We start from the raw sequence: 23221 nt of genomic DNA, 5'->3' as shown, positions 1-23221 counted from the left end.
CACCGCGTAAAAGCAATTGAAAATGATTCTCAAATGAGAAAATTGACCCCGCTAGCAAAACGCGATTTTCCTCCCGTTGATTAATAATTAATCCTTTGAAATGACATGTAAATCAGTATGGAACTGGCATAATACGTAGCATCCTTGTTAAGTTACATGATTAATTCGGTTAGGGAAAACTCCTATGTTTGCTGATATTGCTGTCCAGCATTGGGCCTTTGCTGTCTATGTCATTGGGGCCATCTGCATCTGCCTGACCATGATAGGCGTCGCGGCCTTGCTGGGGGGACGAGCCTATGGCCGTGCCAAAAACAGGCCCTTCGAATCCGGCATAGATTCCGTCGGCAATGCCCGTCTGCGTTTCTCCGCCAAGTTCTATCTGGTCGCCATGTTCTTCGTCATCTTCGACGTCGAGGCGCTCTATCTCTTCGCCTGGTCCGTCTCCGTTCGGGAAAGCGGCTGGGTCGGCTTTATCGAAGCCACCATCTTCATCACCCTGCTGCTGGTAGGCCTCATCTACCTGTGGCGCATCGGTGCCCTCGACTGGGCCCCGAAGAAACGCGTCCTGACTGACAAGAAGCCAGACTGATTTACCGATTATCCCTTTGAGGTTGCACCATGAAGTACACCCTGACCCGGATTGACCCGGATGCGCCCGTTGAGCGCTACCCCCAGGAACAGCGCCAGACCGTCGATGACCCACTGGCGCAGCAGGCGACCCGCGGCATCATGATCGGGCGCCTCGAAGAGGTGCTGCAAGACACCGTCAACTGGGGCCGCAAGAACTCCCTCTGGCCCTACAACTTCGGCATCTCCTGCTGCTATGTGGAGATGTGTACCGCCTTCACCTCCCCCCATGACGTGGCCCGCTTCGGCGCCGAAGTCATCCGGGCTTCGCCCCGTCAGGCGGATTTCATGGTGATCGCCGGCACTCCCTTCATCAAGATGGCGCCTGTCATCCAGCGCCTCTATGAGCAGCTGCTCGAACCCAAGTGGGTCATCTCCATGGGCGCCTGTGCCAACTCGGGCGGCATGTATGACATCTATTCCGTGGTGCAGGGGGTGGACAAGTTCCTGCCCGTCGACGTCTACATTCCGGGCTGTCCGCCCCGTCCCGAAGCGTTCCTGCAGGCCCTGATGCTGCTGCAGGACTCCATCGGCAAGGAGCGCCGCCCCCTCTCCTGGGTGGTGGGTGACCAGGGGATCTACCGTCCCCAGATGCAGGCCGAGAAGGATCGCAAGCGGGAAGAGCGCATCCAAGTCACCAACCTGCGCACGCCGGATGAGATCTGACCATGAAACTGACTCGAGAATTCCCAAGCAACTACACCATGGCCCAGGGGCAGACGGCGGATCACGCCGATGCCCAGGTGGTCGGCGAGCTGTTCGCCCACTTCGGTGCCGAGCGCTTCACGGTGCAGAGCACCCGTACCGGGGTGCCGGTGATCTGGCTCTCCCGCGATCTGCTGCTGGACGTGATGGGCTTCCTGCAAAAGCTTCCCTCCCCCTTCGTGATGCTGTTTGATCTCAGCGCCACCGACGAGCGGATGCGCAGCCATCGCCACGGCCTGCCGGGCAGCGACTTCACCGTCTTCTATCACCTCATCTCCATCGACCGTAACGCCGATGTGATGCTGAAGGTGCCACTGATGGAGAGCGATCTGCACCTGCCCACCGTCAGCCGTCACTTCCCCAACGCCAACTGGTACGAGCGGGAAGTCTGGGATCTGATGGGCATCACCTTCGACGGTCACCCCCATCTCACCCGCATCATGATGCCCAAGAGCTGGCAGGGACACCCGCTGCGCAAGGACTACCCGGCCCGCGCCACCGAGTTCGATCCCTTCATGCTCGATGCGGTCAAGCAGGATCAGGAGCAGGACAACCTGCTGTTCAAGCCCGAAGAGTGGGGCATGGCCCGGGGCAACGAGAACGAGGACTACATGTTCCTGAACCTCGGTCCCAACCACCCCTCAGCCCACGGCGCCTTCCGCCTGGTGCTGCAGCTCGACGGGGAAGAGATCCGCGACTGCGTGCCTGACATCGGCTATCACCACCGGGGTGCCGAGAAGATGGGCGAGCGCCAGTCCTGGCACAGCTACATTCCCTACACAGACCGGGTCGAGTACTTAGGCGGGGTGATGAACAACCTGCCCTATGTGCTGGCGGTCGAGAAGCTGGCGGGGATCAAGGTACCCAACCGGGTCGACATGATCCGGGTGATGATGGCGGAGCTGTTCCGCATCCAGAGCCACCTGCTGTTCCTTGGCACCTACATCCAGGACGTGGGGGCCATGACCCCTGTCTTCTTCACCTTCACCGACCGGCAGAAGATCTACACCATCATCGAGGCCATCACGGGCGCGCGCATGCACCCGGCCTGGTTCCGCATCGGCGGTGTGGCCCACGACCTGCCCATCGGCTGGGCCCGTCTCATCCAGGACAACCTGCTGAGCTGGCTGCCCAAGCGCCTGATGGAGTATGAGAAGGCCGCCATGCGCAACAGCATACTGCGTGGTCGTGCCATAGGCGTCGCCGCCTACAACACGGCGCAGGCGCTCGCCTGGGGCACCACGGGGGGCGGTCTGCGCGCCACCGGCCTCAACTTCGACGTGCGCAAATGGCGCCCTTATTCCGGCTACGATCAGTTCGAGTTCGAGGTGCCGGTGGGCAGCAATGGGGATGCTTATGACAGAGCCACGGTGCGCATCGAGGAGATCCGCCAGAGCATGCGCATCATAGAGCAGTGCATGAAGAACATGCCGGAGGGCCCCTTCAAGGCGGATCACCCGCTCACCACGCCGCCGCCCAAAGAGCGCACCCTGCAAGATATCGAGACCCTGATCACCCACTTCCTGCAAGTCTCCTGGGGCCCGGTGATGCCGGCCGCCGAGTCCTTCCAGATGATAGAGGCGACAAAGGGGATCAACAGCTACTACCTGACCAGCGACGGCTCCACCATGAGCTACCGGACCCGGATCCGGACTCCGAGCTTTGCCCACCTGCAGCAGATCCCCTCGGTGATCCGCGGCCAGATGGTGTCGGATCTCATCGTCTACCTGGGCAGTATCGATTTCGTCATGTCGGATGTGGATCGTTAAGTCCCCGCCGCGTCCTCACAGGGGCGCAACGGGACAAGAAGAATAAACGACAAAAGGTTAAGTTCATGAGCCAGCAATGTCAGTGCAAGAATACATCGTCCCCAGCGGGACAGAGCGCATGCCAGAGCAAGGGGGACGGCCTAGTCCCAAGCCAGAAGGACGACTTCGTCCTGAGCCAGGCCGAGCGCGATGCCATAGCGCATGAGACGCACCACTACGAAGATCCCCGCGCCGCCAGCATAGAAGCGCTCAAGATAGTGCAGCAGGCCCGCGGCTGGGTACCGGACGGTGCCATCCATGCCATCGCCGCCGTGCTCGGCATCCCTGCCAGCGACGTGGAAGGGGTCGCCACCTTCTACAGCCAGATCTTCCGCCAGCCGGTAGGCCGCCACATCATCCGTGTCTGTGACAGCATGGTCTGTTACATCAACGGCCATGAGCAGCTGCTGGCCGGCCTGAAAGAGGTCATGGATCTGGCCCCCGGCCAGACCTCCCCTGACGGCCGCTTCACCCTGCTGCCGGTCTGCTGCCTCGGCAACTGCGACAAGGGGCCGGCGCTGATGATCGACGACGATACCTACGGTGGGCTCGATGCCGTCAGCCTGCTCAAGACCCTGGAGGCTTATCCATGAGTTTGGCATCCTTTGGCACCGCCAACCGCATCGCCCGTTCAGCCGAGACCCATCCGCTCACCTGGCGGTTGCGGGATGACGGCCAGCCGGTCTGGCTGGACGAATACCAGAGCAAGCAGGGCTACGATGCGGCCCGCAAGGCACTGAGTCATATGAGCCCCGATGAGATAGTCGGCACCGTCAAGGACGCTGGCCTCAAGGGTCGCGGCGGCGCCGGCTTCTCCACCGGGGTGAAGTGGGGCCTGATGCCCAAAGACGAGAGCATGAACATCCGTTACCTGCTCTGCAACGCCGACGAGATGGAGCCGAATACCTGGAAAGACCGGCTGCTGATGGAGCAGCTGCCCCACCTGCTGATCGAGGGGATGATCATCAGTGCCCGGGCCCTCAAGGCCTATCGCGGCTACATCTTCCTGCGCGGCGAGTACGTGGATGCAGCCATCCACCTGCGCCGCGCGGTGGAAGAGGCCAAGGCCGCCGGCCTGCTCGGCAAGAACATCCTGGGCTCGGGCTTTGACTTCGAGCTGTTCGTCCACACCGGCGCAGGGCGTTACATCTGCGGCGAAGAGACCGCGCTTATCAACTCCCTGGAAGGGCGCCGCGCCAACCCGCGCGCCAAGCCCCCCTTCCCCGCCGTCTCCGGCGTCTGGGGCAAGCCGACCTGCGTCAACAACGTCGAAACCCTGTGCAACGTGCCCGCCATCATCGGCAACGGCGTCGAGTGGTACCAGGGGCTGGCGCTGCCGGGCTCGGAAGATCACGGCACCAAGCTGATGGGCTTCTCCGGCAAGGTCAACAACCCGGGCCTGTGGGAGCTGCCCTTTGGCATCACCGCCCGCGAACTGTTCGAGAACTATGCCGGCGGCATGAAATCCGGCTATCGCCTCAAGGCCTGGCAACCGGGCGGTGCCGGTACCGGCTTCCTGCTGCCCGAACACCTGGATGCCCAGATGTATGCCGGTGGCATCGGCAAGGTCGGCACCCGTATGGGGACGGGCCTCGCCATGGCGGTGGATGACAGTATCAACATGGTCGGACTCTTGCGCAACATGGAAGAGTTCTTCGCCCGCGAATCCTGTGGCTGGTGCACCCCCTGCCGCGACGGCCTGCCCTGGAGCGTCAAGATCCTGCGGGCCCTGGAGCGAGGCGAAGGCCAGCCCGAGGATCTCGCCACCCTGGAGCAGCTGGTCAGCTTCCTGGGGCCGGGCAAGACCTTCTGCGCCCATGCCCCTGGCGCCGTCGAGCCCCTTGGCAGTGCCATGAAGTACTTCCGGTCCGAGTTCGAGGCCGGGGTCAAGGCCCCCCATGACAATCACAAGCTGTTCAAGGGTATCCAGCCCAATCTGCTGGGCGAGCGCTGGTAATACGCCAGAACGCATCGGGCAATAGCCGATTTCACAAAACAGGTTTCAGGGAAGTTGTATGGCAACCATTCATGTAGACGGTAAAGAGTTCGAGGTAGACGGGGCAGATAACCTGCTGCAAGCCTGTCTGTCGCTGGGTCTGGACGTCCCCTATTTTTGCTGGCACCCGGCGCTCGGTAGCGTCGGCGCCTGCCGCCAGTGTGCGGTCAAACAGTATCAGAATGCCGACGACAAGCGCGGCCGCCTGGTCATGTCCTGCATGACCCCCTCCACAGATGGCACCTATATCTCCATCGAGGACGAAGAGGCGAAGGAGTTTCGCAAGACGGTAGTGGAGTGGCAGATGACCAACCACCCCCACGACTGCCCTGTGTGTGAAGAGGGTGGCGCCTGCCACCTGCAAGACATGACGGTGATGACGGGCCACAACAGCCGCCGCTACCGCTTCACCAAGCGCACCCACCAGAATCAGGATCTCGGCCCCTTCATCAACCACGAGATGAACCGCTGCATCGCCTGCTATCGCTGCGTGCGCTACTACAAGGATTACGCCGGCGGCGAGGATCTGGGGGTCTACGGCGCCCACGACAACGTCTACTTCGGCCGGGTCGAGGATGGCACCCTGGAGAGCGAGTTCTCCGGCAACCTGGTGGAGGTCTGCCCCACCGGCGTCTTCACCGACAAGACCCATTCCGAGCGCTACAACCGCAAGTGGGACATGCAGTTTGCCCCCAGCATCTGCCAGCAGTGCTCGGTCGGCTGCAACATCAGCCCGGGTGAGCGCTACGGCGAGCTGCGCCGCATCGAGAACCGCTTCCACGGCGCCCTGAACCACTACTTCCTCTGTGATCGCGGCCGCTTCGGTTACGGCTATGTCAACCAGGCCGACCGCCCGCGCCAACCCCTGCTTCAGGATGGCAATGACAAGCTGGCCATCACGGTGGATGGCGCCCTCAACCGCGCCGCCGATGCCCTGCGCACCGCCTCCGGCATCATCGGCATCGGCTCGCCCCGGGCGTCGCTCGAGAGCAACTTCGCCCTGCGCGAGCTGGTGGGCGCAGCCAACTTCTACGCAGGGGTCGAGCAGAGTGAATGGGCCTGCCTGCAAAAGATGCTGCATGTCCTGCACCAGGGCGGGGTACGCACCCCCAGCCTGCGTGACATGGAAGAGGCCGACGCCGTGCTGGTGCTGGGTGAAGATGTCACCCAGACGGCCGCCCGGATCAGCCTTGCCCTGCGTCAGGCAGTCAAGGGCAAGGGACGTGAAATCGCCCGCAAGCTGAAGGTGGACCTGTGGCAGGTCGCCGCGGTGCAGACGCTCGCTCAGAATGAGCGTTATCCGCTGCTCATCACCAGCCTGGATCAGACCCGTCTGGACGACGTGGCCGCCGATACCCTGCATGCCCCTCACGCCGATCAGGCCCGCCTCGGCTTTGCCATCGCCCACCTGCTCGACGGTTCCGCCCCTGCCCCGCAGGATCTGGGCGCCGATCAGCTGGCCCAAGCGACCCGCTGGGCCGAGCTGCTTGGCAACGCCAAGAAGCCGCTCATCATCGCGGGCTCCGGTGCCCGCAGCCAGGCGCTGATCGAGGCGGCCAGCAACATAGCCCACGCCCTCAAGGGTCGTGGTCAGACCGTCGAACTGGCACTGGTGGCCCAGGAGGCCAACAGCCTGGGGCTGGCCATGCTGGCCGGCAACGCCGCTCCCCTGGAAGCCGCCCTCGAGCGCATCGAAGGGAGCGAGTCCCTTGCGCTGATCACCCTGGAGAACGATCTCTATCGCCGCGCCCCCCGCAACCGGGTCGATGCCGCCATCAAGCGCCTGCAGCATCTGCTGGTGGTGGATCATCAGGACACCCGCACCGCCCAGCAGGCCCACCTGGTGTTGCCTGCCGCCAGCTTTGCGGAGGCCGATGGCACTGTGGTGAACATGGAAGGCCGTGCCCAGCGCTTCTTCCAGGTCTATGCCCCCGCCTTCTACGACGCCGACATCCAGGTGCGCGAAGGCTGGCGCTGGCTGGCCGCGCTGCAAGGCACGCTGGACGGCAAGTCCCCCCGCTGGAGCAGCTTCGACGAGGTGAGTGCGGCCTGCGCCGCCTCTGCCCCGCTGCTGGCCACCATGGGCGAAGCCGCCCCCAATGCCGGGCTGCGTATCCGCGGCATGAAGCTCGCCCGCGAGCCGCACCGCTACAGCGGCCGCACCTCCATGCTGGCGGATCAGAACGTGAGCGAGCCCCGGGTGGCGCAAGACCCCGACTCCCCCTTCAACTTCTCCATGGAAGGCTACGCCGGTGCCCGCCAACCCCTGCAACAGGTGCCGTTCGCCTGGGCACCGGGCTGGAACTCCCCCTCCGCCTGGAACAAGTTCCAGGACGAGGTGGGTGGCAACCTGCGGGCCGGGGATCCCGGTCGTCGCCTGCTGGAGCCGGGCAGCGAGTCCCTCGGCTGGTTCGACACCATTCCCGCCCCCTTCACCGCCCAGGCGGCGCTGCAAGTGGTGAGCTATGACCAGCTGTTCGGTGGCGACGAGCTCTCCGCGCGCAGCCCCGTCATCCAGGCCCGCATGGGGGACCCCGAGCTGGTGCTGAACCCGGTCGATGCCGCCCGTTTGGCCCTTCATGCCGGCAATCTGGTGGCCTTCTCCTGGGGTGGTCACCACTGGCGGCTGACCCTGCGGATCAGCGAACGGCTGGCACAGGGTCTGCTCGGCCTGCCCCTGGGCGCCCATGGTCTGCCGACCGCGCTGCACCAGGTCTATGTGACTGACTTGCAGGAGGCCATCGCATGAGCAATGAGCTGATCGATCTGTTGCTGGAGGTAGGCAAAGCCTTGATCGTGCTGGTGGGGATTGTGGGGGCTGGCGCCTTCATGAGCTTCATCGAGCGCCGTCTGCTGGCGCTCTGGCAAGACAGGTACGGCCCCAACCGGGTGGGCCCCTTCGGCCTGCTGCAACTGGCGGCCGACATGGTCAAGATGTTCTTCAAGGAGGACTGGATCCCGCCCTTCGCGGATCGCCGGATCTTCGTGCTGGCCCCCATCATCGCCTTTACCGCCTTCATTCTGGCGTTTGCGGTGGTGCCCATCACCCCCACCTGGGGCGTGGCGGATCTCAACGTGGGGCTGCTCTACATCCTGGCCATAGCAGGGCTGGCGGTCTACGCCGTGCTCTTTGCCGGCTGGTCGAGCAACAACAAGTACTCCCTGCTCGGCAGCCTGCGCGCCTCGGCCCAGACCCTCTCCTACGAGGTGTTCCTCGGCCTGTCACTGATGGGGATCGTCATCCAGACCGGCAGCTTCAACCTGCGGGAGATCGTGGAGGCGCAAGCCGGATTGTGGAACGTGATCCCCCAGTTCCTGGGCTTCATCACCTTCCTGTTTGCCGGGGTTGCCGTCACCCACCGTCACCCGTTTGACCAGCCGGAGGCCGAGCAGGAGCTCGCCGACGGCTATCACATCGAGTACGCGGGCATGAAGTGGGGTCTGTTCTTCGTGGGCGAGTACATCGGCATAGTGCTGATCTCCTCCCTCATCGTGACCCTCTTCTTCGGTGGCTGGCACGGCCCCTGGTTGCCGCCCTTCATCTGGTTTGCCCTGAAGACCGCCTGTTTCATGGTGTTCTTCATCCTGCTGCGGGCCTCCCTGCCCCGCCCGCGCTTTGACCAGGTGATGTCCTTTGGCTGGAAAGTCTGCTTACCGCTTACCTTGCTCAACATGCTGGTAACCGGCGCCGTCGTGCTTATGAACGTGCAGTGAGGCACCAATGAAAATTACGAGCATTATCAAGGGTGTTGGCACCCAACTGCGCAGTCTGGGGATGGTCTTCTCCCATGCCTGGCGCCCCCGCGAGACCCTGAGCTACCCGGAGCAGCAGGTCTATGCCGCGCCCCGTTTCCGTGGCCGCATCGTGTTGACCCGGGATCCGGACGGTGACGAGCGCTGCGTGGCGTGCAACCTGTGCGCCGTGGCCTGCCCGGTCGGCTGCATCTCGCTGCAAAAAGCGGAGCGGGACGACGGTCGCTGGTACCCAGAGTTCTTCCGCATCAACTTCTCCCGCTGCATCTTCTGCGGCCTGTGTGAAGAGGCCTGCCCCACCACCGCCATCCAGCTGACGCCGGATTTCGAGATGGGCGAGTATCGCCGCCAGGATCTGGTGTACGAGAAGGAAGATCTGCTGATCAGCGGCCCCGGCAAATACCCGGACTACAACTTCTACCGCATGAGCGGGATGGCCATCGACGGCAAGCCCAAAGGGGATGCCGAGAACGAAGCCAAACCCATCGATGTCAAGAGCCTGCTGCCCTAGGAGTCAATCATGGAACTGGCATTTTATGCCGCGGCCCTGGTCGCCGTTTACAGCACGCTGCGGGTCATCAGCACCAGCAACCCCATGCATGCGCTGCTCAATCTCATCATTTCGCTCATCGCCGTGGCCATGATCTTCTTCTGCCTGGGAGCCTCCTTCGCAGGCGCCCTGCAGGTGATCGTCTACGCCGGCGCCATCATGGTGCTGTTCGTGTTCGTGGTGATGATGCTGAACCTGGGTTCATCCCAGGATCAGGAGCGCAACTGGCTCACCCCCATGACCTGGGGTGGGCCCGCCCTGCTCTCCCTCATCCTGCTCGGCTTCCTGGCCTACGGCATCCTCGGGGTCACCGGCGGTGAACTCGGGCAGACCGACGTCAGTGCGAAAGAGGTCGGCATCGCCCTGTTCGGCCCCTATGTGCTGGCGGTGGAGCTCGCCTCCATACTGCTGCTGGCGGGTCTGGTCACCGCCTATCACCTTGGCCGTGAAGACAAGAGCGGGGAAGTGCTTTCCGTCCCCAAACCCACCGCTCGCCCATCCCAGGAAGGAGGTCAGCAATGAGTGGTATCCCCATGGAGCACGGCTTGCTGCTCGCGGCAATTCTGTTCTGCATCGGTTTGTGCGGTCTGCTGATCCGCCGCAACCTGCTGTTTATCCTCATGAGTATCGAGATCATGATGAATGCGTCCGCCCTGGCGTTCGTGGTGGCGGGTAGCCGCTGGGCCCAGGCCGACGGCCAGATCATGTACATACTGGTGATTTCTCTGGCGGCAGCGGAGGCCAGTATAGGCCTCGCCCTGTTACTGCTGCTCTATCGTCGTTACCACACCCTGAACGTGGACACTGTGAGCGAGATGCGCGGATGAGCCTCCTATACCTGACTTTCCTGTTCCCCCTGCTGGGATGGCTGCTGCTGGCCTTCTCCATCGGCCGTCTCGGCGAGCGCAGCGCGGCACTCATCGGTGTCGGCAGCATAGGCCTGTCGGCCCTGACCACCATCTGGGTCGGGTTCGACTTCCTCAATCACACCCCCGAGGGCGGCGTCTATACCCAGACCCTGTGGCAGTGGATGTCGGTGGGTGAATTCCAGCCCACCTTCCGTCTGGCGCTGGATGGGCTGTCGCTGACCATGCTGGGGGTGGTGACCGGGGTGGGCTTCTTCATCCACCTGTTCGCCTCCTGGTACATGCGCGGAGAAGAGGGGTATTCCCGCTTCTTCACCTACACCAACCTCTTCATCGCCAGCATGGTGTTCCTGGTGCTGGCCGATGATCTGCTGTTCGTCTACCTGGGTTGGGAAGGGGTGGGGCTGTGCAGCTACCTGCTGATCGGCTTCTACTACCGCAACCCGGCCAACGGCGCCGCCGCCCTCAAGGCGTTCGTGGTGACCCGGGTCGGTGACGTCTTCCTCGCCATCGGGCTCTTCGTGCTCTACCGCGAGCTCGGCACCCTCAACATCCACGAGCTGCTGGTGCGCGCCCCAGTGGTCTTTGCCGAGGGCTCCCCTGCCCTGTCGTTCGCCTGCCTGATGCTGCTCGGCGGCGCGGTTGGCAAATCCGCCCAGCTGCCCCTGCAGACCTGGCTGGCAGACGCCATGGCGGGCCCGACCCCGGTCTCGGCACTGATCCACGCGGCCACCATGGTGACCGCCGGTGTCTACCTCATCGCCCGCACCCACGGCCTCTTCCTGCTGGCCCCGGAGATCCTCCATCTGGTGGCCTTGGTCGGTGCCATCACACTGGTGCTGGCAGGCTTTGCCGCCCTGGTACAGACCGACATCAAGCGGATCCTGGCTTACTCCACCATGAGCCAGATAGGTTACATGTTCCTGGCCCTGGGGGTCGGTGCCTGGGAAGGGGCCATCTTCCACCTGATGACCCACGCCTTCTTCAAGGCGCTCTTGTTCCTCTCTGCCGGGGCCGTCATAGTCGCGACCCACCACGAGCAGAACATCTTCAAGATGGGGGGCCTGCGCAAGAGTCTGCCCCTGGTCTATGCCTGCTTCCTGGTGGGGGGCTCGGCCCTGGCCGCATTGCCGCTGGTCACCGCCGGCTTCTACAGCAAGGACGCCATCCTCTGGCAGGTGCAGGCCAGTGGCCAGAGCGCCCTGCTGTGGGCCGGTCTGGGTGGGGCCTTCCTGACCTCCCTCTACACCTTCCGCCTCATCTTCATCGCCTTCCACGGCAAGGCGCAGACGCAGGCGCACAAAGGCCACGGTCTTGCCCACCAGCTGCCGCTGCTGGTGCTGCTGGTGCTCTCCACCGGTGTGGGTGCCCTGATAGTACCGCCGCTCGCCGGAGTGCTGCCGGCAGGCCCGGGGGATCATATCGAAGAGGGACGCCACAGCCTCGAGATCCTCTCCGGCGTCATCGCCGTGGCAGGCATTGCGCTTGCCGCCTTCCTCTTCCTTGGCGAACGTCGCCTGGCGAAGGGGATCGCCGAGAGTGCCGCCGGCCGCGCGCTCAGCACCCTCTGGTTCAATGCCTGGGGCTTTGACTGGTTGTATGACTGGATCTGGGTCAAGCCCTACCTGCTGGTGACCCGCTTGCTCGGCAAGGACCCGCTGGATCGGATGATGAACCTGCCCGCCGTGCTGGCCCAGGGTGGCCACCAGCTGCTGGCCTGGACAGTGTCCGGCAAGCTGCGCTGGTACGCCGCCTCCATGGGGATGGGCGCCGCCCTGATCCTGGCCCTGCTGCTGCTCGGCTGATCCATGAGCCCAATATGTGTGGCAGGCCCGGGGCCTGCCCGACTAGAACCTAGACGAGAGCTGATATCGTGACCTTACTCTGGATCTTGTTAATTCCTTTTATCGGCGGCTTGCTCTGCTGGCAGATGGAGCGGCTCGGCGGACAATTCGTTCGCTGGGTAGCCCTGCTCTCCATGAGCGCCTGCCTGGTGCTCTCCGGTGCCATCTGGCTGGGGGGTGACTTCTCCCTCGCCAGCCCCGGCCTCCCCGTCTGGGCGGCCGAGTGGCAGCAACCCTGGATCCCCCGCTTCGGCATCTCATTGCACCTGGCGGTAGACGGCTTGTCGCTCCTGATGGTGATGCTCACCAGCTTCATCGGTGTGCTGGCCATCCTCTGCTCCTGGAAGGAAATCGTGCAGCGCATCGGCTTCTTCCACCTGAATCTGCTGTGGATCCTGGGGGGCGTGCTCGGCGTCTTCATGGCGGTGGACCTGTTCCTCTTCTTCTTCTTCTGGGAGATGATGCTGGTTCCCATGTACTTCCTGATCGCGCTCTGGGGCCACTCGGTCACCGACGGTAAATCCCGGATCAACGCGGCCACCAAGTTCTTCATCTACACCCAGGCGAGCGGCCTCATCATGCTGGTGGCCATCCTCGGGCTGGTGCTGACCCACCACGCCAGCACAGGGGTCTTCACCTTCAACTACCTCGACCTGCTCAACACCCCGATGAGCATGGGCGTGCAGTGGCTGCTGATGCTGGGTTTCTTTATCGCCTTCGCGGTCAAGATGCCCCTGGTGCCGCTCCATGGCTGGTTGCCGGACGCCCACAGCCAGGCGCCGACCGCGGGTTCTGTGGATCTCGCGGGCATCTTGCTCAAAACCGCCGCCTACGGCCTGCTGCGCTTCACCCTGCCGCTGTTCCCGGAAGCTTCCGCCGAGTTCGCCCCCTACGCCATGCTCCTTGGCCTCTTCGGCATCATCTACGGCGCCCTGCTGGCGTTCGCCCAGACCGACATCAAGCGGCTGGTGGCCTACACCAGCATCTCCCACATGGGCTTCGTGATGATCGCCATCTACTCCGGCAGCGAGCTGGCCCTGCAAGGGGCGGTGGTGCAGATGATAGCCCACGGCCTCTCCGCCGCCGGTCTCTTCATCCTGTGCGGTCAGCTCTACGAGCGGCTGCACACCCGTGACCTGCGCCTGATGGGCGGCCTCTGGGGTCGGCTGCGCTACCTGCCCGGCGTCATGCTGTTCTTCTCGGTGGCCTCCCTTGGTATGCCGGGTACCGGCAACTTCGTCGGCGAGTTCCTGATCCTCATCGGCAGCTTCCAGGTGGCCCCCATCATCACCATCATCGCCACCTTCGGCCTGGTGCTGGCCTCGGTCTACTCCCTCATCATGCTGCAGCGCGCCTGCTTCGGTGCCCCCAAGGACGAGAGCGTCCTCAAGGGCCTGGACAGACGGGAGCTGGCCATGATGCTGACCATCGCCGGTCTGCTGGTGCTGCTCGGTCTCTACCCGCAACCCGTGCTCGACACCGCCAGCAGCAGCCTGCTGAGCGTGCTGCACTGGTACGCGTTGCCAGCCACAGGAGCACTGCAATGATGCCCTCTGTTTCTCTCTCCCTTTCCTTGTCCACACCGGGAGCCTTGTCATGACGTTTACCGCCGCCCAACTATTGGCCCTGCTGCCCCTGTTGCTGACCACAGGGGCCATGGTCGCCCTGATGCTCGCCATCGCCTGGAAGCGCTGCGATGACACCGCCTTCGTGGTGACCATCACAGGCCTCAACCTGGCGCTCTTCTCCCTGCCCATCGTGATGGCGCAAGGGGATCAGGGGGTCACTCCCCTGCTGCAAGTGGACAGCTACGCGGTCTTCTACATGGGGCTGGTGCTCATCGGCGCCCTGGCCACCTGTACCTTCGGTCGCTCCTGGCTCAAGGGCTACCCGGACAACCGGGAAGAGTTCTACCTGCTGCTCTTGATCGCCACCGCCGGTGGCCTGGTGCTGGCGGGTTCCCGCCATCTCGCGTCACTGTTTATCGGGATCGAGATGCTGACCCTGCCCATGTTCGGTCTGGTGGGTTATGCCTACCGCGAGCGCCATTCCCTGGAGGCCAGCATCAAGTACATGGTGCTCTCCGCCGCCGCCACCGCCTTCCTGCTGTTCGGCATGGCGCTGCTCTATGCCCAGGCGGGCAGCCTGAGCTTCAGCGATCTCGGCCTTACCCTGGCCCAGAGCCCGGCTCACCACCCGCTGCTGATGGGGGGCTTTGGCCTGATGCTGGTGGGCTTTGCGTTCAAGTTGTCGCTCGCCCCCTTCCACCTCTGGACCCCGGATGTCTATGAGGGCGCCCCGGCACCTGTGGCCACCTTCCTCGCCACCGTGAGCAAGATAGCCGTGTTCTGCGTGCTGCTGCGCTTCTACCTGGCGGTGCCGGCCACCTCGGATCCCATGATCCACTGGCTGCTGGCGGCCATGGCGGTCATCTCCATCGTGGTCGGCAACCTCTTGGCGCTGATCCAGACCAACATCAAGCGGATGATGGGTTACTCCTCCATCTCCCACTTCGGCTACCTGCTGGCGGTGATAGTGGCGAGCCGCCTCGGCCAGATGCCGGTGGAAGCGGCCGGTGTCTACCTGCTGATGTACCTCTTCACCAGCCTGGGGGCCTTCGGCGTCATCAGCATGATGTCCAGCCCCTATCGCGGCAAGGATGCGGACTCCCTGCACAGCTATCGCGGCCTGTTCTGGAAGCGCCCCTACCTGACCGCCGTCATGACGGTGATGATGCTCTCCCTGGCGGGCATCCCCATGACGCTGGGCTTCATCGGCAAGTTCTACCTCATCGGGGTGACGGTCGAGGCGCAGCTGTGGTGGCTCTCCGGCGCCATAGTGCTCGGCAGTGCCCTGGGGCTCTACTACTACCTGCGCGTCATGGTCACCCTCTACCTGCGGGAACCCGGCATGCAACTGCGCGATGCCAAGGCCGACTGGGCCTTCTCCTCCGGCGGGCTTGTGGTGCTGCTCTCCGCCATCCTGGTGGTGGCGCTCGGCATCTACCCCCAGCCTGTCATCAGCCTGGTGCAGGGCTTCCAACACGTGGTGCTGCGCTAACCTCAGCGTCAGTCCACAGAGCAAAACCGGCCCCCGTGGCCGGTTTTTTTATCTCGCCAGACTGCCGGACCCGGCAAGAGAGCCCGACTCACAGTGCCCTCCTCTCTGCTCTCTCACCCTTACTCCCCTTTCCTCTGCCATCTGCCATCTGCCATCTGCCATCTGCCATCTGCCATCTGCCCAAGGCTCGCAGAGCGCCTCACAGGCCCATAAAAAAACCGGCCACGGGGGCCGGTTTTTGATTCTCTAGAACCTCAGCGCGGGATTAACCCAGACGCACGCGAGCGTTTCTGAACATCCGCATCCAGGCACCATCCTCGCCCCAGTTGTCCGGGTGCCAGGAGTTCGCCACTGTACGGAATACCCGCTCCGGGTGCGGCATCATGATAGTCGCGCGGCCGTCCGTGGTGGTGACCGCAGTGATGCCCGCCGGTGCCCCGTTCGGGTTGGCCGGGTACTGCTCGGTGACCTGACCGCGGTTATCCACGAAACGCAGCCCCACCAGGCCGCTCTGTTGCAGCGCGGCAAGGTGAGCGGCATCGCGCACTTCCACCCGCCCTTCCCCGTGGGAGACGGCAATGGGCATCACAGAGCCCGCCATGCCGGCGAAGAAGGCGGACGGGGAGTCCTGCACTTCCACCAGGCTGAAGCGCGCCTCGAAACGCTCGGAGCGGTTGCGCACGAAGCGCGGCCACAGATCGGCCCCCGGGATGAGATCCCGCAGGTTGGACATCATCTGGCAACCGTTGCACACGCCCAAGGAGAGGGTATCGCCACGCTCGAAGAAGCGCTGGAACTGCTCGCGGGCATTGTCGTTGAACAGGATGGACTTGGCCCAGCCTTCCCCCGCTCCCAGCACGTCGCCGTAGGAGAAGCCGCCACAGGCCACCAGGGTCTGGAACTCTTCCAGCTTGATGCGACCGGACAGGATGTCACTCATGTGCACATCCACCGCCGCGAACCCGGCGCGGTCGAACGCCGCTGCCATCTCCACGTGGGAGTTGACCCCCTGCTCGCGCAGCACCGCCAGGCGGGGGGAGACCCCGCGGGCGATATAGGGCGCGGCCACGTCCTCGGACGGGTTGTAGGTCAACCTGGCCTGCAGACCCGGGTCGGTGGCGTCTTGGCGGGCGGCATGTTCCTGATCCGCGCACTCGGGGTTGTCCCGCAGGCGCTGCATCTGCCAGCTGGTCTCGCCCCAGAGGGTGCGAAGGGCGGTGCGGCTGGCGCGGTACACTTCGGTCCCGGCACGCTGGAACAGGATGAGATCGTCTTCACGCACAGTACCCAGCACATGGGAGCAGGCCGCCAGACCGTGACCGGCCAACAGGGTCAGCACGGCTTCCTTGTCGTCGCGGCGCACCTGGATGACGGCACCCAGCTCCTCGTTGAACAGGGCCGGCAGCAGTTCGCCACCCACGCGGTCGAGCTGGATGTCGAGGCCGCAGTGACCGGCGAAGGCCATCTCGGTCAGGGTGACGAAGAGACCGCCATCGGATCTGTCGTGGTAGGCAATCAGCTTGCGATCCGCCACCAGCGCCTGGATGGCGTTGAAGAAGCCCTTCAGCTGGACGGGGTTGTCCAGATCCGGGGCGCTCTGACCAAGCTGGCGATAGACCTGGGCCAGGGCGGAGGCGCCAAGGCGCTGCTTGCCGTTGCCAAGGTCGATGAGGATAAGGTCGGTCTCGCCGAGATCGGTACGCAGCTGCGGCGTGACGGTATTGCGCACGTCTTCCACGCGCGCGAAGGCGGAGATAAGCAGGGAGAGGGGCGAGGTGACGCTGCGCTCCTCACCGTCCTGCTGCCAGCGGGTCTTCATGGACATGGAGTCCTTGCCCACAGGGATTGTGATGCCAAGGGCCGGGCATAGCTCCTCGCCCACCGCCTTGACCGCCTCATAGAGGCCGGCATCTTCCCCCGGGTGACCGGCGGCAGACATCCAGTTGGCGGAGAGCTTGACCCGCTTGAGGGAACCGATATGAGCCGGCGCCAGGTTGGTCAGGGCCTCGGCCACCGCCATGCGGGCAGAAGCCGCGTGGGAGAGCAGCGCCACCGGGGTGCGCTCCCCCATGGACATGGCTTCGCCATGGTAGCTGTCGTAGGTGGCGGCGGTGACGGCGCAATCGGCCACCGGGATCTGCCAGGGGCCGACCATCTGGTCGCGGTTGACCAGACCGGTCACGCTGCGATCGCCGATGGTGATGAGGAAGGACTTCTCCGCCACTGTCGGCAGGCGCAGTACCCGCTCGGCCGCGTCACTCAGGGTGATGCCATCGAGCTGCAACGCCTTGCCCTGAGCGGGCAGGGTCTGCACGTCGCGGTGCATCTTGGGCGCCTTGCCGAGCAGCACGTCCAGGGGCAGATCGATGGGCTGGTTGTCGAAATGCGCATCCGAGAGAGTGAGATGCTTCTCTTCGGTGGCGGTGCCGATGACCGCATAGGGGGCGCGCTCACGCTCGCACAGGGCCTTGAACAGGGGCAGCTTGTCCTGGGCGACCGCCAGCACGTAGCGCTCCTGGGATTCGTTGCACCAGATCTCCAGCGGGCTCATGCCCGGCTCGTCGCTGGCGATGGCACGCAAGTCGAAGCGACCGCCCCGATCGCCGTCGTTCACCAGCTCCGGCATGGCGTTGGAGAGGCCACCGGCCCCCACGTCGTGGATGAAGACGATGGGGTTGTCATCGCCGAGCTGCCAGCAGCGATCGATCACCTCCTGGCAACGGCGCTCCATCTCGGGGTTGTCCCGCTGCACAGAGGCGAAATCGAGGTCTTCGGCAGACTGGCCGGAGGCCATGGAAGAGGCAGCACCACCACCCAGACCTATGTTCATGGCCGGGCCGCCCAGCACGATCAGGGCTGCCCCCACCGGGATCTCCCCTTTCTGGACGTGTTCGCTGCGGATGTTGCCTATGCCGCCCGCCAGCATGATGGGCTTGTGGTAACCGCGCACTTCGACGCCGTTGTGGCTCGGCACCTGCTCTTCGAAGGTACGGAAGTAGCCGAGGATGGCCGGACGACCGAATTCGTTGTTGAAGGCGGCGCCGCCAAGGGGCCCCTCCTGCATGATGTCAAAGGCGCTGACAATGCGGCTCGGCTTGCCGAAATCCTGCTCCCAGGGCTGCTCGAAACCTGGGATGCGCAGGTTGGAGACGGAGAAGCCCACCAGGCCCGCCTTGGGCTTGGCGCCACGGCCTGTCGCGCCCTCGTCGCGAATTTCGCCGCCGGAGCCGGTGGCCGCCCCCGGGAAGGGAGAGATGGCGGTCGGGTGGTTGTGGGTCTCCACCTTCATCAGGATGTCGACGCGCTCCTGGTGATACTGGTATTCGCCACTGGCGGGGCTCGGGAAGAAGCGGCCACCCTGGCTGCCTTCCATCACGGCGGCGTTGTCTTTATAGGCAGACAGGACATGATCCGGCGTCTGCTCGAAGGTGTTTTTGATCATCTTGAACAGCGACTTGGGCTGCTGCTCACCGTCTATGGTCCAGTCGGCGTTGAAGATCTTGTGACGGCAGTGCTCGGAGTTCGCCTGGGCGAACATGTAGAGCTCGATGTCGTTGGGATTGCGACCAAGGCGGGTGAAGTTCTCCACCAGGTAGTCGATTTCGTCATCGGCGAGGGCCAGGCCCAGCTCGATGTTGGCCGAGGCCAGGGCGCTGCGGCCACCGCCCAGCACATCCACCTGGGTGAAGGGGCGCGGCTCGTGATGGGCAAACAGGGCGGCTGCCTGGCTCGGCTCATCGAACACCACCTCCATCATGCGATCGTGCAGCAGGGCTGCGACCTCGCCACGCTGGGCTGCGGTCAGCTCACCCTTGGCCTGCACGTAATAGGCAATGCCGCGCTCCAGCCGCTTGACCTGGTTCAGGCCGCAGTTGTGGGCGATGTCGGTTGCTTTGGAAGACCAGGGGGAGATAGTGCCGGGGCGGGGGGTAACGAGAAACAGCTGACCGCTGGGGGTGTGTTCCGGGATGGTCGGGCCGTAGCGCAGAAGCTGGCCCAAGGTCGCTCGCTCCGGGGGCGAGAGCGGGCTCGAAAGCTCGGCAAAGTGCACGTATTCGGCATAGACGTCTGCTATCTCTACTCCTCTCTGTGCGCAGCTCTGCAGCAGCTTGTGGACACGAAACTCAGACAGTGCTGGGGCACCACGCAAGATTTCCATATACCTTTCTCACCAAGTTTTAGAGTGTGGGGGGATTTGAGACGCGCGTATTATAGGGATCAGGCTCACCGCGAACAAACGTTTTTCTCATCTCCCACGATGTGACTCCCTCCACACTCTCTGGTATAAAGGTGCCTCTCTTTTGACAAATGCCGATTTTTTCAACAAGGGTACTCACCTACTTGCGCTGCATTTTTCGACTGTTTATCGGGATGTTGCTGACACTGGCCCTGGCCGGCTGTGACTTCTATTCCCCCTCCAGCCAGCTGGAGCAGATCCGCCAACGGGGCGAGATCCGTGTTGGCACCCTCTATGGTCCCACTTCCTATTACCAGCGTGACGACACCGCCCAGGGGTTCGATTACGAGCTGGCGCAGCACTATGCCGACTGGCTGGGGGTCAAGCTGACCATAGTTCCGGCCTACTCCACCGCCGAGCTGGTCGAACAGCTGCAGAAGGGGAGCCTGGATCTCGCCGCCGCCGCCATCGTGGTGACCCCGGAGCGGCGCAAGCTGTTTCGCTTCGGCCCCGGCTTCTACCAGGTCTCCCCCAAGCTGGTCTATCGCAACGGCTCCCCCAGGCCCAAGGATCTCGGCGACATCAAGGGCACCATAGTGGTGCCTGCGGGCTCCACCGGTGAGGATCTGATGAAGGAGCTGGCCAGCCAGTACCCCAATCTGAGCTGGCGCATCAACCGGGACGCCGACGTGGAGGAGCTGCTCAAGCAGGTCGCCGACGGCGAGGTGGACTACACGGTGGTGCAGGACACTGTGCTGGCCCGCACCCAACGCTACTACCCCGAGCTCACCGAGGGGCTGACCCTGGCCAGCAAGCAGACAGTGGCCTGGGCCATGACCAAGCTGCCCGATGACAGCCTCTACGCCAGCATCATCGACTTCTTCGGCCAGCGCTTCATGGATGGCTCCATCGCCAAGCTCGACGAGAAGTACTTCGGCCACGTGCAGAACTTCGATTTCGTCGACACCCGCACCTTCCTCAAGCGGGCCAAGAGCCTGCTGCCCAAGTACCAGGCGCTGTTCCAGACCCATGCCAAGGACATAGACTGGCGCCTGCTGGCCGCCATCAGCTATCAGGAGTCCCACTGGGACCCCCAGGCCCGCTCCTATACCGGGGTGCGCGGCATGATGATGCTGACCGAGCCCACCGCCAAGGCGATGGGGGTAAACGATCGAACCCACCCGGAAGAGAGCATCAAGGGGGGCGCCCGCTACCTGCAGGAGATGATGGAGAAGGTGCCGGACTCGGTGCCGGCGGACGAGAAGGTGTGGTTTGCCCTCACCGCCTACAACATCGGCTATGGCCACATGATGGATGCCCGCCGCCTGACCAAGCAGCTCGGCAAGAATCCCGATGCCTGGAGCGACGTGAAAGAGGTGTTGCCCCTGCTGCAGCAGTCACGCTGGCATCGCAAGGTGCGCTATGGCTATGCCCGGGGTGGCGAGGCGCGCAACTACGTCAACAACGTGCGCCAGTACTACCAGAGCCTGCTCTGGCTCGACAACGAGCAGCAGAAGGCCCATCGCCGCGAGACCCTGGACGAAGACGACGGCAGCGAGCCGGCAGCCCCGGCACAGCGCCCCGCCATCATCGCCGAGGTAGTCAGCCAGATCATCACCCCCTGAGCCCTGCGGGGTGTGTCGCCTGGGGGAATTCTCTGTTACCATTGCCCCAGGCCAGAGCCTGTCTGAGAGAGGCTTATTGCAATATATTCATCAACTTGCGATACCGATGGCAGCCCATCTCAGGGGCCGTCAGCGTCGCCGGGATGACCAGGGAGGAAAACCAGATGCGAACACGCAGAAGAGCCACGTTGACCAGAAAGACCAGATGCGCCTGGAGCCCCAGACGCAAGCTGAAACTGGCCGACATGAAACGCAAGATATGGCACCGAAATCGCTCCTATACCTTGCTGATTGCGGAGCACACAACAGCATAAACCCGGCCAAGGCCGGGTTTTTTTATTCCATCAGCTCGCCTCGCTCGGGATCGCCTCGAACCGCACGGCACGCTTGGAGACCAGGCTGTTGCAGTGGTTGCAGAAATAATCCACGGCGCCGCAGGCCCGAAGCCGCTCCAGGCTCTGCTGACAGGTCGGGCACAGGGCCCGGATCCGATAGCGGGCATGGCACTGGCCGCAGCTCACCTCGGGGCTGCGGCTGTCCAGCTCGGCCTGGCAGGCCGGGCATGTCAAGAGACTCATGGTCATCTCCTCCAAGGGCAGGCGCACTGGGCTCATCCCTCGTTCGACAGATAGAAAAACGGCTGCCACCAGGGCAGCCGTCAGAGCTTATTTCTTGCTCTTGTTCTTCGCCTTGAGCAGGCGATCCCGTTGCCGCTCCTGGCTCAGGGTCAGGGTGTTCTTCTTGCCCTCGAAGGGGTTGACCGACTCCTGGAACTCGACCCGGATCGGGGTACCCATGATCTTCAGGGACTTGCGGAAGTAGTTGATGAGATACCGCTTGTAGGAGTCCGGCAGATCGTTCAACTGGTTGCCGTGGATAACGATACGCGGCGGGTTGTAGCCACCGGCGTGGGCATACTTGAGCTTGACCCGGCGACCGTTGACCATGGGCGGCTGGTGATCTTCCTGCGCCATCTGCATGATGCGGGTCAGCATCGCGGTGCTGGTACGACGGGTGGCCGACTGGTAAGCCTCGTTGATGGACTCGAACAGATGGCCGACGCCGCTGCCGTGCAGGGCGGAGATGAAGTGGACGCGGGCGAAGTCGATGAAGCCCAGGCGTCTGTCCAGCTCGTTCTTGATGTCTTCCTTCACCTTCTGATCCAGACCGTCCCACTTGTTCACCACCAGCACCACGGAGCGGCCGCTGCTCAGCACGAAGCCGAGGATGCTCAAGTCCTGATCCGTGATGGTCTCGCGGGCGTCTATCACCAGCAGGCAGACGTTGGCGTCCTCAATGGCTTTCAAGGTCTTGATGACGGAGAACTTCTCCACCGTCTCGTGCACCTTGCCACGGCGACGCACGCCGGCGGTGTCGATGACCACGTACTTCTGCTCGTCACGCTCCATGGGGATGTAGACGGAGTCGCGGGTGGTGCCCGGCATGTCATAGACGATGACGCGGTCTTCACCCAGCATGCGGTTGGTCAGGGTGGACTTGCCGACGTTGGGGCGACCGACGATGGCGAACTTGATGGGCAAGTCGGCAAACGGGGTCTCCTTGGTGTCTTCCCGGGTGTCGAGATCACCGGCGGCCACCATGCGCAGCAGGGCTTCTTCGTCGAAGTCCTCCTCTTCCTGCGCCTCTTCTTCGGCGGCGGCCTCGACCAGGGTCTCAAGGTGGGGGGCCAGCGCCAGCTCCAGCAGGCTCAGCACGCCACGACCGTGGGCGGCGGCGATCTGGTAGACCTCCCCCAGCGCCAGGCCATAGAACTCGGAGACCGCTGAGTCACCGTCGATGCCGTCGGTCTTGTTGGCGACCAGGAACACCTTCTTGTGGGTCTTGCGCAGGTGCTCGGCGATGGCCTGATCCGCGGCGGTCAAACCGGCACGAGCATCCACCATGAACAGCACCACATCGGCTTCTTCGATGGCCAGCAGGGACTGCTCGGCCATCTTCAGCTCGATCCCCTCCTCGGTGCCATCGATACCGCCGGTATCGACCACGATAAATTCCAGCTCGCCCAACTTCGCCTGGCCGTATTTACGGTCCCGGGTCAGGCCGGGAAAATCGGCAACCAGGGCATCCCGGGTACGGGTCAGGCGGTTAAACAGGGTGGATTTCCCCACGTTGGGGCGGCCCACCAGGGCTACTACAGGAGTCATAAAAGCCTCATTCTCAAGACGACAAAGGCTCCGGGTCCGAAGACC

17 protein-coding genes are annotated in these 23221 nt (G+C 63.6%); 14 read left to right on the top strand and 3 right to left on the bottom strand.

Annotated features, from left to right (window positions below):
• Positions 1–184 precede the first annotated feature (184 nt).
• The 13 genes from ACFWHB_RS09325 to nuoN all read left to right on the top strand — a co-directional run bounded on the left by ACFWHB_RS09325 (position 185) and on the right by nuoN (position 15209).
• Positions 185–589: an NADH-quinone oxidoreductase subunit A gene (locus tag ACFWHB_RS09325; protein WP_025327214.1), complete on the top strand. Its 405-nt coding sequence runs from the start codon at positions 185–187 to the stop codon at positions 587–589.
• A gap of 29 nt (positions 590–618) precedes the next feature.
• Entirely contained in the window at positions 619–1293 is a 675-nt protein-coding gene (locus ACFWHB_RS09320; protein WP_025327215.1) for a NuoB/complex I 20 kDa subunit family protein, read from the top strand.
• 2 nt (positions 1294–1295) lie between these two features.
• Positions 1296–3101, top strand: coding sequence for an NADH-quinone oxidoreductase subunit C/D (nuoC, locus tag ACFWHB_RS09315; RefSeq protein ID WP_395950032.1), 1806 nt, complete (start codon positions 1296–1298; stop codon positions 3099–3101).
• A gap of 65 nt (positions 3102–3166) precedes the next feature.
• The gene (nuoE, locus tag ACFWHB_RS09310) at positions 3167–3733 is read left to right on the top strand and encodes an NADH-quinone oxidoreductase subunit NuoE (protein ID WP_395950031.1); all 567 of its coding nucleotides are present in this window, start codon (positions 3167–3169) and stop codon (positions 3731–3733) included.
• Positions 3730–5097 (top strand): NADH-quinone oxidoreductase subunit NuoF, encoded by a 1368-nt coding sequence (nuoF, locus tag ACFWHB_RS09305; protein WP_395950030.1) that lies wholly within the window; start codon positions 3730–3732, stop codon positions 5095–5097. The genes nuoE and nuoF overlap by 4 nt, the downstream gene beginning before the upstream one ends.
• Before the next feature lie 58 nt (positions 5098–5155).
• Complete coding sequence (gene nuoG / locus ACFWHB_RS09300) at positions 5156–7885, top strand: NADH-quinone oxidoreductase subunit NuoG (protein ID WP_395950029.1); 2730 nt, start codon at positions 5156–5158, stop codon at positions 7883–7885.
• Positions 7882–8850 (top strand): NADH-quinone oxidoreductase subunit NuoH, encoded by a 969-nt coding sequence (gene nuoH / locus ACFWHB_RS09295; RefSeq protein ID WP_005324240.1) that lies wholly within the window; start codon positions 7882–7884, stop codon positions 8848–8850. Before nuoG ends, nuoH begins: the two co-directional genes overlap by 4 nt.
• Before the next feature lie 7 nt (positions 8851–8857).
• Positions 8858–9400 carry an NADH-quinone oxidoreductase subunit NuoI gene (gene nuoI / locus ACFWHB_RS09290; protein ID WP_005324242.1) on the top strand — a complete coding sequence of 181 codons (543 nt, stop codon included), beginning with the start codon at positions 8858–8860 and terminating at the stop codon, positions 9398–9400.
• A 9-nt stretch (positions 9401–9409) separates the two neighbouring features.
• Complete coding sequence (gene nuoJ / locus ACFWHB_RS09285; protein ID WP_163137819.1) at positions 9410–9961, top strand: NADH-quinone oxidoreductase subunit J; 552 nt, start codon at positions 9410–9412, stop codon at positions 9959–9961.
• Positions 9958–10266 (top strand): NADH-quinone oxidoreductase subunit NuoK, encoded by a 309-nt coding sequence (gene nuoK / locus ACFWHB_RS09280; RefSeq protein WP_041205926.1) that lies wholly within the window; start codon positions 9958–9960, stop codon positions 10264–10266. Before nuoJ ends, nuoK begins: the two co-directional genes overlap by 4 nt.
• A complete protein-coding gene (nuoL, locus tag ACFWHB_RS09275; RefSeq protein ID WP_106886589.1) occupies positions 10263–12110 on the top strand; it encodes an NADH-quinone oxidoreductase subunit L in 1848 nt (615 codons plus the stop codon). Before nuoK ends, nuoL begins: the two co-directional genes overlap by 4 nt.
• 68 nt (positions 12111–12178) lie before the next feature.
• Entirely contained in the window at positions 12179–13696 is a 1518-nt protein-coding gene (gene nuoM / locus ACFWHB_RS09270; RefSeq protein WP_394293711.1) for an NADH-quinone oxidoreductase subunit M, read from the top strand.
• 49 nt (positions 13697–13745) lie between these two features.
• Positions 13746–15209: an NADH-quinone oxidoreductase subunit NuoN gene (gene nuoN, locus ACFWHB_RS09265; protein ID WP_041205930.1), complete on the top strand. Its 1464-nt coding sequence runs from the start codon at positions 13746–13748 to the stop codon at positions 15207–15209.
• A gap of 265 nt (positions 15210–15474) precedes the next feature.
• Here the strand turns inward: nuoN and purL are convergent, their stop codons facing one another.
• Positions 15475–19368, bottom strand: a complete 3894-nt coding sequence (gene purL / locus ACFWHB_RS09260) for a phosphoribosylformylglycinamidine synthase (RefSeq protein WP_395950028.1) — start codon at positions 19366–19368, stop codon at positions 15475–15477.
• A gap of 149 nt (positions 19369–19517) precedes the next feature.
• Here purL and mltF point away from each other — a divergent pair, with 149 nt between their 5' ends.
• The gene (gene mltF / locus ACFWHB_RS09255; protein WP_111912205.1) at positions 19518–21011 is read left to right on the top strand and encodes a membrane-bound lytic murein transglycosylase MltF; all 1494 of its coding nucleotides are present in this window, start codon (positions 19518–19520) and stop codon (positions 21009–21011) included.
• Between the two features lie 344 nt (positions 21012–21355).
• Here the strand turns inward: mltF and ACFWHB_RS09250 are convergent, their stop codons facing one another.
• A complete protein-coding gene (locus ACFWHB_RS09250) occupies positions 21356–21589 on the bottom strand; it encodes a zinc ribbon domain-containing protein (protein WP_395950027.1) in 234 nt (77 codons plus the stop codon).
• Between the two features lie 87 nt (positions 21590–21676).
• A complete protein-coding gene (gene der, locus ACFWHB_RS09245; protein ID WP_106886585.1) occupies positions 21677–23176 on the bottom strand; it encodes a ribosome biogenesis GTPase Der in 1500 nt (499 codons plus the stop codon).
• Positions 23177–23221 lie beyond the last annotated feature (45 nt).

The organism is Aeromonas mytilicola subsp. aquatica (assembly GCF_044336385.1).
GTDB classification, from domain to species: domain Bacteria; phylum Pseudomonadota; class Gammaproteobacteria; order Enterobacterales; family Aeromonadaceae; genus Aeromonas; species Aeromonas rivipollensis.
The sequence above is the reverse complement of the archived record's forward strand: the minus strand, read 5'-3'. Positions and strand labels throughout refer to the sequence as shown.